This is a genomic window from Cocleimonas flava, from assembly GCF_004339015.1.
GTDB classification, from domain to species: Bacteria; Pseudomonadota; Gammaproteobacteria; order Thiotrichales; family Thiotrichaceae; genus Cocleimonas; species Cocleimonas flava.
In genome coordinates this window covers 630,380-644,176 of record NZ_SMFQ01000003.1, presented here as the reverse complement: position 1 = coordinate 644,176, position 13,797 = coordinate 630,380, and the positions used below count along the sequence as shown (strand labels likewise).

Sequence of the window (13,797 nt, the reverse complement as noted above, 5' to 3'; positions counted from 1 at the left end):
TTCGTACGAATCAGTTAACCTAAATATAAAGAAAAAGTGCCTTAAAGTAGGGGGGTGACCTTTTACCGTATCCGCTTTGTTCTGGCATAATACCAATATGCCAAAAATTGAAACAAAACGCCCAGAACCAAACAGCACGATTAATAAAGGTTTTTTAGAAAGTGCGAGGGTATGCCCGTCGCCAAATCACGATGAGCGTCCAGACATTGATGATATTTCTTTAATCGTTATTCACAATATCAGCCTTCCTCCCAATGAATTTGGTGGTGACGGAATCGATCAGCTATTCACCAATACACTCGATAGGGATGAGCATCCCTTCTATAAAGAAATCGACCATTTACGGGTTTCTAGTCATCTATTGATTAGACGTGAAGGCGAAGTTGTTCAATACGTACCTTTTGAAAAACGTGCCTGGCATGCGGGAGAATCCAGCTATTTAGGTCGAAGTGTGTGTAATGATTTCTCGATTGGTATTGAGATGGAAGGTACGGATTTTGAACCATTTACCGAGGTTCAATATCAGACACTGGAACAAACGCTAACTGCTTTGCTGAAACGCTATCCGTCATTATCCAAAGAAAATATCACTGGTCACGAACATATTGCACCGGGTCGTAAAACCGATCCAGGGCCTTATTTTAGATGGGATTCTTTAAGTGACGCGCTTGATGTGCAGCTCCCCGCTAATGCAAAACTTGAGACAGATACTGAAATAGATAACGATGGACAGAGATAAATAGAGATAAACGTACAATGACTAATCAAACCACAACCATAATTGACATCCTCCGACATGGTGAACCTGAAGGCGGGACAATGTATCGCGGCGGTGGCACAGACCATCATTTAAGTAAAACAGGTTGGCAACAGATGCAACACAGTGTCGAGGCTAATCCAGCGGACTGGTCTGCGATAATAAGCTCCCCCATGTTACGTTGTTATGAATTTGCACAACAATTAGGTACAAGTAAAAAAATCCCTGTTGAAGTGGTAGAGAATTTTAGAGAAGCTGGTTACGGAAAATGGGAAGGACGAACCGCGACTGAAATATTCCATGAATCAGAAGAGGATTATTGGAATTTCTTCGACGATCCGGTCAATAACCGCCCAGAAAATGCAGAGTTATTGGAGTTTTTTACACCTCGGGTAAACGACGCATTCGGGAAAATCCTGACAGCCTATGAAGGCGAACATGTTTTATTGGTGACGCATTTGGGCGTAACCCGTGCCATTTTGGGTATTATTCTAGGCATGCCATTAGCCAGTCAGCAGTTGATTGATATGCCTTTTGCAGGGATGTTGAGAGTCATAAACGACCGAAAAGGCTTGCGGATATTACTGAGATAATAGTTCGCTAGCGTTAATAGCCACTAGCTATCTTTCATCGCTTTTTTGATTTCGCTCAGCATTGATTGTTTGGCGCGCGCTGCTTCGCGTTCGTCTACACGACATTTCCAGCGGTGTTTAATATTTTTGCGCCAAATAGTGTTGATTGTAAAATATCCCACTGCCGATGAAACGATGGCCAAGATCAAACAGCCAAATAATAAAGGTTGCCAGATTTGATGTAATGTCGATGAAAACCATTCCCAGCTCAAGTCCATGGGGACTGATTCTAGTTCTACGCCCAGCATGACGCTACCTAATTTATAGGCGAAGTAGAACATCGGCGGAATTGTAATTGGATTGGTTATAAAGACTAATGCCACGGATATCGGTAAATGCGCACGATAGAAAATGGCAAGCAATGCAGCGATAATGGTTTGTAGGGGAAAGGGTATCCAGGTACAGAATAAACCGATGGCAAATGCTTTCGATACCGAGTTTCGGTTCATATGCCACAAACTAGGGCGATGAATATCCTCACCTAAATAAGATAATGCCTTATTATCCCGAATTGTTTTCGGGCTAGGAGAATAGCGTTTCAGGAACTTACGTGGCATATGTTAATATTTTATCTAAATACGAAATCTAAATCATAATAATCAGACGAATAATACAAATAAGACTTTCATGCGGATTTATTCAATTCTATTTTTACTGGGCACGGTAACGCTCCAGTTCTTTCAGACCATACCAAATAGTCTTGTTTCTATATCTACATTTTTATATGTATTGTTACCTATGAGCTTAGCTCTAATCATTGTACTTTTATTACCGTACTTCAAGGGTTATAAATCATTTAATCAGAATAAATATACACATTCTTTGATAACTGCCCTGAAATCGGTCATCGTTTTCCTGTTTGGTTTCAGCATCGCTGCTTATGCAGCACACACTCAAATCAATAATCGTTTACCCAGCCAACTGCAAGGTCAGGAGATTTTACTCGAGGGTAAAATTCACGATATTCCGAATTCTACGGATGAAGGTGTACGATTTATTTTCAAGGTAGAAAACGCAGAACTGATCAATAACACAACACGGCTCAATGATTCAGAAGCAACATCGCAGACTATCGTTCAAAAAAATATCAATACGCCGTTAGATTTTAAAGGAAATGTCAGACTAGGCTGGTTTAGGCATCATCAATTACTAAATGCGGGTGAAAAGTGGCAATTTGTTGTTCGCTTAAAACAGCCAAACGGCTTTCTCAATCCCGGTGGTTTTGATTATGAGAAGTGGTTATTCACCGAACGGATCAGAGCCACAGGTTATGTACGTAAATCACTAACACTCAATAAACGAATCGCTCCATCTGCCTGGTATTCGATTAATCGCTTGCGCCAAAATATCCATGAAACGATTCAAAGCAATGTCGAAAACAAAACCTCTGCGGCTGTGCTGAGTGCTCTCACAGTTGCAGTCAGAACCAAGCTGGATGATAGACAGTGGGAATTATTGCAACAATCTGGCACCAGTCATTTGATTGCCATCTCAGGTTTGCATATCGCTTTACTCGCGAGCTTTGCCTTTTTACCGATTATGTTGCTGTGGAGATTATTTCCACGTTTGAATGAGTGGGTCCCTGTGCGCATAGCTGGCTCAATTGTTGGTGTGGTGTTTGCGTTGATATATGCGATGTTAGCTGGTTTTACATTGCCTACTCAGCGTGCCTTATTGATGGTCGTGATAGGTGTGTGGGGTTTAAATAGTCGGAAGAATTACGATTCCTCGACTGTATTAGCGGTTGCATTGATTTTGGTGTTATTGCTGGATCCACTGGCGGCGATGACGATTAGTTTCTGGCTATCTTTTATGGCGGTGGCAATTATTCTGTTTTTCATCAAACGCCAGCAGCAAAAGCCTCGCTGGATGATGGTGAAATTACAGTTGTTGATTTCGTTAGCCATGCTGCCGTTAACCATTTTGTTTTTCGGTACCGCTTCTTTAACCTCTCCGGTTGCGAATTTATTTGCTATTCCGTGGGTGTCTTTGGTGGTTGTGCCTTTAAGTCTGGTTGCTCTGATATTAATGCCAATATCTGGGGTCTTGTCCGATACTCTATTCAAAATAGCTGCCGTAGCGATCGATTACCTGTTTAAGGGATTGGAGCTAGTCGATGGCACAATCCTCTCAAATTTCCATCCTTCTGAAATTCCCACTGTTTATTTGACTTTATCATTCATGGGGCTTCTCTTTATCTTTCTACCCAAAGGTTTCCCCGCGCGTTGGTTGGGTGCGGTATTAATCATTCCTGCTGTTTTATTCTCCCCGGCAAAAACAAGCGATGGTGAGTTCAGTTATACAATGCTCGATGTGGGGCAAGGCATGGCTTCAGTCATTCAAACAAAATCACATACGCTGGTTTACGATACGGGTGCTCGTGCGAGTAACAACTTTGATATAGGCAAGCTGGTGGTTATTCCTTATTTACGGGCTAAAGGTATTACAAAGGTTGATACCTTATTGATATCTCATGAGGATATCGATCACCGAGGTGGTGCTAAATACATCTATGACAATATACCCGTTAGCTCTGTCGTGAGTAGTGATCCCACGGTTTTGGATAAGGTAAAGATAGATGCCTGTGAAATGGGCAAGAAATGGAGATGGGATAATGTCGACTTTGAGATACTCTCGCCACCGGCTGTGTACCCAGAGAATGACAATAACCGATCCTGTGTATTAAGAGTGTCGAATGCTTATCATACATTGCTGATAACGGGTGATATCCAACAGTTAGCTGAAAATAATTTACTCGAAACTGCTCCGCAAAAACTGCATGCAGATGTTATGACAGTGCCGCACCATGGTAGTAAAACATCATCTTCGATTGCCTTTATTGAAGCGGTATCACCTGATATTGCTTTGATTACGGCAGGGTATCGAAGTCGCTTTGGACATCCTAAAGCCGAGATAGAAAAACGTTACCAAAGTAGGGGGGTGACTTTAATGAATACAGTCGATCATGGCGCAATTCTAATTAGCTTCCCTGCGAATGAGGGTGAGATCAAGACAAATTCCTATCGACTCACTAACCGAGGTTTTTGGAGCCGATAGGGGTTAATTTTTCTAATTAGCTATTTTTCTATTTAACTATTTTTTCTATATAGCTAAGTAAGTCACCCCTCTAATTTAAAAAAATATGCCTTAAAGTAGGGGGGTGGCTTAAGCAAAACTTAAACAATACTTTTATATGACCTAGGTGAAATTCATCGTCACCCAGAGGAAGGAACATCCGGTTAATGCCAGCATTGGTCCATCATTGGTATGCGGACTAAAGGCTTCTGCTACCGTCATAATAATCGGTAAGAATATCAACGAAATAATCAACTGGGTGCTGGTGAATAGGTCGCTATACATCAGCAATACCACCACTGAAATTATGTACACCATGGCACTGCCTTCAAGGCTGCGTTGGAAATCGCCATTCCAGAATTTACCGTTGTACCACAATGATCGCGTGCGGTATTTATGACGACCAAAGCGAATCCCCACAGGTTCTGCCAATCCATCGCCAAACTCGTTAATCAAGTTCGGAATCATAATGATGATTGATGCCTTACCAAAGATAATGATGAAGGGTAAGTAAACAATGAATCTCAGAATATCTTCAAGCATGTCATAGCGAAGTGTATAGGGCCTGTCTTCAATACGGTCCCATGCTACAAATGCATACGCTAATATGGGAACTCTTCGTCTGATGACATTCCATTCTGTAAAGATGGTTTTCAGTTGGTCCATAAAAAACAACATACAAATAATATGGACAGCGTCTTTACCCTCAATAACAAAGAACAGGGTAATGACATATATCTTTAATTTACGCCAGGGCCTTATCGCCAGCTTTCTAATGTAGTTAATTTTTATTTTGAAGCGATGGATGCTCCATGAAAAAACCACTTTCCCCAATAATTCGATGAATACTGCAAATATAAACGCGAAATAAATATTAGGGTTTATTTCGGGGAGAACTCCATTGGCTTCCAGTGCCAGAAGTGTGGCAATACCAATTCCGTAAACTAGTAAGGAAAAGTAAACAAAAGTGTTTTCACCGCCCCAATCATATTTTTTATTTTTTAAGCCGTAAGGATCAGCAAATAATGTTTTAAAGTAAATGTCTCGTGATTCGTGAGCGGACATCGTTGCTGATTTTAAGTTGCGCATGTTTGCTAGCATCGTGCTGATTTTTTCCATACATCATCCTTGTTGTTGAAAAATTCACTTTAAGCCTAGCAATCTTTTACACCATATTCTTGTATGTTATTAAAAATGGTTAAAATTTAGGCACTTTCTAAAAAAGTGCCTGTAAGTAGGGGGGTGACAATCAATTATCAAAACAATATTGAATCATGCTATTTGCTTGTTTGATTGCACTCCTTGTTGTTATAACTCTCCCAAAGCCACTTTTTTGGAGGTTGCGAAATCAGTTTTGCCGCTACCCAGAGTCGGAACCGCATTCACATTGATAAAAGCAGAAGGAATCATCAGCGGATTCATCTCGGCATCAATCAACGCTTTCTTGATCTCTCTGGCGGACATTTCATTGACGATTAATAGCGTTACTTTTTCCCCTTTTTTATCATCGGGTAAATTCACCGCGACTAATTCAAGTTCTGGATCGCCCAGAGCACCTCTGATTTTTTCTTCTACGGCAGAAAGGCTGACCATCTCTCCACCTAGTTTTGCAAACCTGGAATAACGATCGACAATGGTCAAGAAGCCATCAGAATCCAAATGGCCCTTATCTCCACTTTTGTACCAGCGATACTTGTCCATTTCGACGATAACTTCAGCGGTTTTGTCGGGTTGGTTGAGATAGCCTTTCATCACTTGCGGACCACCAATCAGGATTAAACCATCCTCGCCGGTAGCCAGTTCTTCCAGCGTATGCGGGTCAACGATGCGCAAACTTGTTCCTGGTAATGGCATTCCAACCGTACCTAGTTTGTTGCCCAGTTGAGGCTTCCAGTAATTGGTATCCAGTTCATCAGGAATATTAACCGCAGCAACGGGCGATGTTTCAGTGGTGCCGTAACCTTCCAATAATTGCTTATTGAATTTAAGGGTAAAGGCATCGCGGGTGTCTGGGTTCAAACGTTCAGCGCCAGCAATCACTAAGCGTAATGATCTAAGCATCAGCGGATGCACCTTTTTATTCATCGTGTACAAGCGTAAAAATGTCGACGTACCAAACAACACGGTTGCCTGATGTCTGGCGACACCTTTCGCAATCGTGACAACATCCGTGGGATCAGGGTGACATATAATCGGTATGCCCTCGGATAAGGGCATAAAGGTTGTGGCTAACAAGCCAAAGGCGTGGAATGTGGGCAGCGTTGACATAACGACATCGTCTTCACGTGTATTCAGCGTATCGGCGATTTGACGTGAGTTAGCGGCTAGATTCAAGTGGCTAAGCTCAACGCCTTTAGGGTTGCCTTCACTGCCGCTAGAAAACAAGATCGCCGCAGTGTCTTCAAGCTTGATTGGTTTGATAAACACCCATTGCAGTATTCGAGTGGGTAATAACATCACCGAAAGCAAAGTAAATAACATTCGCGCTTTTGATAGCTTTTCTTTGAATTCTTCTAAATAGATCAGTTTCGTTTCTGGCAGTATCTCTTTGATTTTTATGCCACGTTGCTCTAGTTTTAGAATGAATTTCTTCGATGTGTAAACGGTTTTAATATCCGCACTTTTTATTGATCCCTGAATCGCTTCAGGGCTCGAAGTGAAGTTGAGGTTAACCGCTGTTTTTCCTGCTGCCATAACCGCCATATTGGTAATGGCTCCGCCGACGCTGGCTGGTACCAGAATACCTATGTTTTTCTCTGGGCTGTTCTTTTTGATAAGACTAGAGAAGGCAAACACACCAGTAATGAATTTATGATGGCTGACCGGCTCTCCGGTGATGTCGGTTGCAGCCATTTGAAAACTCATACGCTTGGCGGTTTTCAACCATGACACCGGAATAGGGTCGAGTGTTTTTGAATACTTTTGCCAAGATGCGAATGATAAATCGAAGACACGACGCTTTAACTGGTCAGGTGTTGTTTCTGCCGGCAATGGTTTGCCAAATGCGACGATCACATCACGTTTAAAGCCTGACTGGCGTGAGTCTTTTAAAAATCCACTAGAACGTGAAAAGCGGCTGCCCCATAATCCATGCAGATAGAACGGTACAATTTTTGCGTTAGTTCCTTCTATAGCGCGTTGATAGCCACGTTTGAATTCGGAAAGTTGTCCAGTACGACTTATGGTTCCTTCAGGGAATAGACAAACTGATTTCCCGTCTTTAAGTAATTTATTGATCATATCCAGCGATTCTGCGCTATCGCCACTGTTAATCGGGATTGCACCGAACATCTTAAGCACGCCATTTAAATACCAGCGTTCATAATATCCGCGTTCAATGACAAATTTCAGTTGGCGCGGGCTGGCGATTTGCACCAATGCCCAATCGACAAAACTAATGTGATTACCGAGTAGCAACATACCACCAGAGTGAGGCAGATTTTCAAAGCCCAAGACTTTCATACGGTAACGGGCAGCAAATATTCTGGCAACAATAAAGCGCAGTAGGGATTCAGGTATTTTAAAGACAGCATATAACGTACCAATAAATGCAATCAGCGCTAATCCCCAAAGTATGCCGGTACTGCCAAACTTGTAATAACTAAGCACCGTTGTTATCGCAAGGAATAACAGCATCACACTAAACTGGATAAGGTTATTCGTCGCTAAAACTCTGCCTAACTGATTATTTTGCGCGTGATATTGAAGTAGTGCGTTTAGTGGTACAACGATAAAACCACCCATTACCCCAAGGAACATAAAATTCAGGGCTTGCAGCAAGCTGGAGTCAAAGGCTCTAACCAGTATCAGAGAAATCGTGATTCCAATCGCGCCAACAGGCACTAAACCGGTTTCTATATGATCACGTGAGACTCTGCCAGCAATCAATGAACCAATCATCACGCCAATACCAGCAAATGCCATGAGTCCTTGCACCATGGCGGTATTGGTAATACCTAAAAATTCTTTCGCGTATGCCGGGTAAGTGGCTAAAACAACTTGTGAAATTGCCCAGAAAATTGAAAGCCCAAGAATCGATAACCAGATATAAGGTTGACGTCTAACAAGGCGAATATTCCTTACCTGAGTTCTACCGCGGATATAATCATCCCAGCGAAACTTCATTTTATGATTGGTTTTATTGGTTTGCGGCAAGCGATAAGCTAAGACTAATTCAATGGTAGTTAATCCCACTAATACCCAGCCCAGTGGTGCCATCATGGCAATTAGCGAATCTTTATCCGTTATTTCGAAACCGACGATAATTTTTTCGAATAAAATGGAGAAGAAAAATGTTCCTAATAAAATCCCTGTGGTTGTGACAGCCTGAAGCAGTCCATTCGCTTGCGCCAGACGTCGGTCGCCGACTAATCCTTTTACATAGCCGTATTTAGATGGCGAGTAAAACGCACTTTGCATGGCGAGCAAAAATGTCATGGCAAATGCCACCCAAAACCAGCCTTGATAATAACTAAAGGTAATAAGTAATGTTATTCCTAGCGCAACCCAGGCGCTAACACGCATTACACTGTTTTTCGCGTACTTGTCTGAGATGTAACCTGTGGGAGTAAATAACAGGATAAATGGCAATAAAATCAGCGCATTAACAATAGATGTTAAAACAATTAATTCAGAACCATCATAGTTTTTGAAAATGGTATTTTGAATAATTATTTTGTGCCCTAAATCGACAAAGGCATTTAAAAAGGCAACCGCTAAAAAGGTAAATAATCCGGTAACTTTCAGGGCATTTTTCATGCTTTAGTTCCTAGGGACATACTGTTTTCCTGTTTTAGATTTTTATTGTGATATTTATAATTATGCAAACGAGTTTAGCATGACAAAGTGTTGTTAATACCAGTGTAATAACTTCTGCAATAAAAGTATCGAAAACTGTGACGTTAGGTTAATTTTTTTAATCCTATTGTCAGATTAGTGCTTATTTACAGATTAATATTTTGCGTGGCATGAGCTAGATCAAGAGATATATAGCACAGCCTTAGTATCATTCTTTAATGATGAATAGGTTTTGAGCAAACTATTAAAATGAAACAACGCAACATTTATAGCAACATTGATAGCAAGATAGATAGCAACAAAAATATCAGCAAAGATAACGACAAACACAACGAAAAACACGATGTAAAAAAAGGCGACACAGAGTGCGATATAGAATTAATCGTAAAAGGTTTAATGTCAGTAGGCTTAATGCTTATAACGGTTGGTTTGGGGTCAGTATTGTTTACTAAATTGCAAAATGATGAATCCGCTAGTTTAGTGATCGGGGGATTATTTGTCGTGGGTGCTTGTATCGTATTAACCGCTAAAAACTACATGAGTCTTGTGACCTTAAAGCAGGCTGATAAAAAGCTAAAAGTAAGTTAATCATTGTGAAGCTCTTAGGTTTTATTTTTGTCGCTTTATCGACAATTTAACGGCTAATGCGTTGTTTACTTAAACATGATGCAAATCAATTCGAATAAGAATGATTCACGTTATTATTTTGCGCATATTGTAAAAGACCACTTAGAGTAACCTTTATGAAAATCGAATTTGATATTGAGAAAATTAAAAATTATGACACGGCAGGTCCACGTTATACGTCATATCCAACTGCGGTAGCCTTTACACCTTCATTTACTGAAGATGATTTTAGAGTGCATGCTGATCTGAGTAACAACAAACAGGATAATGCGCCGCTGTCGTTGTATTTTCATATCCCTTTCTGTGACACGATTTGCTTTTATTGTGCCTGTAACAAGATAGCCACGAAAGATTACTCTAAAGCGGATACCTATCTTGAGTATTTGTATCGAGAAATCGATATGCAAGCAAAGCTATATGATACCGATCGCATTGTTGAGCAACTTCACTGGGGCGGTGGTACGCCTACATTTTTGAATCATCAACAAATAAAGGACTTAATGGCTTATACCCGTAAGTCTTTCAATTTACTGGATGACGATTCGGGCGATTATTCTATTGAGATAGATCCGCGCAGTGTCAGTGCAGAAACTATTAAAGTATTACGTGAAGTTGGTTTCAATCGTTTTAGTTTAGGTGTTCAAGACATAGATGATGAAGTACAAAAGGCCGTTAATAGAATCCAGCCATTTCATCAAACCAAAGGAATCATCGATGCATGTAGGGCAAATAACGCCAAATCGATCAGTATTGATTTGATTTACGGTTTGCCATTACAAACGGTTGAAGGATTTGCCAATACCTTAAAACATATTATCGAGGTTTCTCCAGACAGGATTTCATTATTTAACTATGCACACATGCCGCATTTGTTTAAACCCCAGCGTCGTATAAATGAAGCACAACTGCCAAAAGCCGAAGATAAACTGGAAATACTACAACATAGCATCGAAACATTGGTTAACGATGGTTATAACTATATAGGTATGGATCACTTTGCAAAACCTGAAGATGAGTTATCAATTGCCCAGGAACAAGGGCAGTTACACAGAAACTTTCAGGGTTATACCACCCATGCTGAATGTGATTTAGTTGCAATGGGCGTAAGTGCAATCAGTAGCGTTTACTATAGTTATAGCCAGAATGAAAAAGCGCTGGAAAAATATTACCAACGTATCGATAAAAATGAGTTACCTATTATTCGTGGCTTGAGTATGAATGACGACGACATTATCAGACACCGTGTCATCCAACAGTTAAGTTGTCATTTTTCATTAGATTTCAAACAAATAGAAGAACAATTTGATATTGTCTTTAATGATTACTTTGCCGCAGAATTAGAAGAGTTAATCAAGTTTGAAGCCGATGATTTAATCACTATGGATGCCCGTAGAGTTGATGTGACACCACGTGGACGACTTTTGATCCGTAATATTTGTATGGTGTTTGATGTTTACTTGAAAGAACAAATTAAGCAGCAACGTTTTTCTAAAGTTATCTAACGGTTTTTACCCATAGTTCTTGTTAGAAGCCGCTAATTAGGCGTTTTTAATGAGAATGCTTAAGACTTTTTAGCAGGTAAATCTTGCTAAAAAGTCAAAAAACTCATAATCTTTCTGCTATGAAACCACCTATAAATATTATCGCCGAAAAGACGATTAAGTGCGAAGCGTGCAGCTTAAGTCAAATATGTATACCGAATGGATTAAGCGACTCGGAAATTGAAGAATTAGAAACTTCGATTGATAAGTCAGTAAAAATCAAAAAGAAAAGTTTGGTTTTTAGATCCAATGACAAAGCAAATGGCATTTACGCAGTCAAATCGGGTGCGGTTAAAACCTCAATTGCGAATAAAGACGGATTAGAACAAGTTGTCGAATTTCACTTACCCGGCGATTTGCTTGGTTTCGATGCTTTTGATACTGGCGAACATAAATGTAATGCAACAGCATTAGAAGATACATTGCTGTGCAGAATCAGTCTGGAAGAGTTTGATGGCTTGTGTGATCGTCTTCCCGGGATGCGCAAGGTGATGTTTCATCAAGTGGGTAAAGAAATTACTCACAACCAGAACCTGCTATTGTCACTAGGGCAGCAACAAACGGATGAACGTTTCGCCGTTTTCCTATTAAAAGTAGCGGCTCACTATCAGTCACGTGGTTTCTCAAGCAAAGAATTTACCTTGCCGATGCCACGACAGGATTTATCTAACTACCTTGGTATGGCAGTAGAAACGCTTAGCAGAATTATTACGCGCATGTCCGAAAGCGGTATTTTAGAAACCAATCGCCGTATGATAACCATCAAGAATCTCGCTGAATTAGAAAAGATCGCGCATGTAACGTGTAGTTCTGATCATCTTTCTTAAGCAGCTTTTATGAAACCTCAGACTCAGTGTTGTTATCACTGAGTCGATTCATCTCGGCAGTTTAAATTTCTGCTATTTCTTCTCAGATAAACGCATCACTTTATAAACAAAGTAGCTCATTAAAATAATAATAAACGCAAGTGTGAAAACCGTCCAAAATCCCATTGGGCTAAATAATAATTCTTTCATTTCAAGCACTCCTCAATGTGTGTGTGTTTTGAATGACACTATATTATTAATTTTATCTATTTAAAGTAATGACCTAAGTCATGAATTCGTATTTTGTTAAGCTTCAGTTTAGGTTATGTCAGTTATTGTCCCTGTGTGTTTAAATCAGAAAAACTAACAAAAACAAAATTTAATCGTTAAGGGGAATATTTAACATGGATACATTTGTACAAGCAGGGGGGTGGTTAATGATTCCTCTTGTTCTGAGTTCATTAGTGGCTATCGCCGTCATACTCGCTCTATTCATGACACTTAAAAAGGACAAAGTGATTCCGGACGGTCTTGCTGAGAAAGCACAGAAACTTGCTAAATCAGGAAAGATGACACAAGGTCATATTGATCAAATCGAACATGGTTCATTACTGGGTCGCGTGTTGGCAACAGGTTTACAAAGCCTTGGTCAGCCAAGACATGTGATGAAAGAGAATATAGAAGAAGCCGGTCGTCACGCTATTCATAAAATGGATAAGTACATGACAACACTGGGCACTATTGCTGCAATCGCTCCTTTACTGGGATTACTTGGTACCGTTGTTGGTATGATTGTGGTGTTCAACGAAATGCTTCGTCAAGGTGGTGTAGGAAATCCTGCGGACCTGGCGGGTGGTATCTCACAAGCGTTGGTTACAACAGCATTTGGTATCACTATTGCGGTTCCTGCATTGATTTTTCATCGTTATTTCCGCGGAAAGATAAACGATTACGCAATCGAAATGGAACAACAGGCAATTAAACTACTTGAAGTTGTCAGCATACCTAACAGACGTGCAACGGATATGTCAGCTAAACCGGCAGCGAAAAGACAAAGACCAGCAGCACAAGCTGTTAGTGCAGGTAGGGTAGCATGAATTTCCGCAAAAACATGAGTGATGAGGTTGAGGTAAACTTAACGCCATTAATCGATGTGGTGTTCCTGTTACTGATCTTCTTTATGGTGACGACAACCTTTGATAAAGATGCAAAAATCAATATCAATCTGCCGACTACAACCAATGCAGTTCCGTCGCCTAAAAAACAACCCATGGAAGTCATTATTGATGGCAATGGCAAGTTTTTTGTTGATGGTAGAGAAGTGCTAAACAATAAACCAGAAACGCTTTTCAGAGCGATGACACAAGCACTTAATGAACGTGGCGAACAAACACCGCCATTGGTTATCAGCGCTGACGCCAGTACTAATTATCAGGCTGTAGTGACTGCAATGGATATTGCAGGTCGTCTGGGGATGACTAACTTCTCGATGGCAACATCAAAATCAACTCGAAAAAAATAATTTACCGTTTACTGATTATTCAATAGAAACAAATACACCC

Annotated in this window: 11 protein-coding genes; 8 read left to right on the top strand and 3 right to left on the bottom strand. The window is 40.5% G+C overall.

Features of this window, described 5'->3' with window-relative positions; translation table 11 throughout:
* Positions 1-97: 97 nt before the first annotated feature.
* Together ampD and EV695_RS08935 are read left to right on the top strand one after the other, a co-directional pair.
* A complete protein-coding gene (gene ampD / locus EV695_RS08940; RefSeq protein WP_131905589.1) occupies positions 98-739 on the top strand; it encodes a 1,6-anhydro-N-acetylmuramyl-L-alanine amidase AmpD in 642 nt (213 codons plus the stop codon).
* A gap of 17 nt (positions 740-756) precedes the next feature.
* Positions 757-1,350, top strand: coding sequence for a histidine phosphatase family protein (locus tag EV695_RS08935; protein WP_131905588.1), 594 nt, complete (start codon positions 757-759; stop codon positions 1,348-1,350).
* Between the two features lie 23 nt (positions 1,351-1,373).
* Here EV695_RS08935 and EV695_RS08930 read toward each other — a convergent pair whose 3' ends face one another.
* Entirely contained in the window at positions 1,374-1,946 is a 573-nt protein-coding gene (locus EV695_RS08930) for a DUF2062 domain-containing protein (protein WP_131905587.1), read from the bottom strand.
* 70 nt (positions 1,947-2,016) lie between these two features.
* Between EV695_RS08930 and EV695_RS08925 the strand changes: the two genes are divergently transcribed.
* A complete protein-coding gene (locus tag EV695_RS08925; protein WP_131905586.1) occupies positions 2,017-4,446 on the top strand; it encodes a DNA internalization-related competence protein ComEC/Rec2 in 2,430 nt (809 codons plus the stop codon).
* A gap of 141 nt (positions 4,447-4,587) precedes the next feature.
* Here EV695_RS08925 and EV695_RS08920 read toward each other — a convergent pair whose 3' ends face one another.
* The gene (locus EV695_RS08920) at positions 4,588-5,583 is read right to left on the bottom strand and encodes a hypothetical protein (protein ID WP_165874662.1); all 996 of its coding nucleotides are present in this window, start codon (positions 5,581-5,583) and stop codon (positions 4,588-4,590) included.
* Positions 5,584-5,772: 189 nt separating this feature from the next.
* Positions 5,773-9,222, bottom strand: coding sequence for an acyl-[ACP]--phospholipid O-acyltransferase (locus EV695_RS08915; protein ID WP_131905584.1), 3,450 nt, complete (start codon positions 9,220-9,222; stop codon positions 5,773-5,775).
* A 288-nt stretch (positions 9,223-9,510) separates the two neighbouring features.
* Between EV695_RS08915 and EV695_RS08910 the strand changes: the two genes are divergently transcribed.
* The 5 genes from EV695_RS08910 to EV695_RS08890 all read left to right on the top strand — a co-directional run bounded on the left by EV695_RS08910 (position 9,511) and on the right by EV695_RS08890 (position 13,757).
* A complete protein-coding gene (locus tag EV695_RS08910) occupies positions 9,511-9,849 on the top strand; it encodes a hypothetical protein (protein ID WP_131905583.1) in 339 nt (112 codons plus the stop codon).
* A gap of 155 nt (positions 9,850-10,004) precedes the next feature.
* Positions 10,005-11,390 carry an oxygen-independent coproporphyrinogen III oxidase gene (gene hemN / locus EV695_RS08905; RefSeq protein WP_131905582.1) on the top strand — a complete coding sequence of 462 codons (1,386 nt, stop codon included), beginning with the start codon at positions 10,005-10,007 and terminating at the stop codon, positions 11,388-11,390.
* Between the two features lie 119 nt (positions 11,391-11,509).
* A complete protein-coding gene (locus tag EV695_RS08900; protein WP_131905581.1) occupies positions 11,510-12,256 on the top strand; it encodes a cyclic nucleotide-binding domain-containing protein in 747 nt (248 codons plus the stop codon).
* Between the two features lie 383 nt (positions 12,257-12,639).
* Entirely contained in the window at positions 12,640-13,332 is a 693-nt protein-coding gene (locus tag EV695_RS08895) for a MotA/TolQ/ExbB proton channel family protein (RefSeq protein WP_131905580.1), read from the top strand.
* Entirely contained in the window at positions 13,329-13,757 is a 429-nt protein-coding gene (locus EV695_RS08890; protein ID WP_131905579.1) for an ExbD/TolR family protein, read from the top strand. The genes EV695_RS08895 and EV695_RS08890 overlap by 4 nt, the downstream gene beginning before the upstream one ends.
* Positions 13,758-13,797 lie beyond the last annotated feature (40 nt).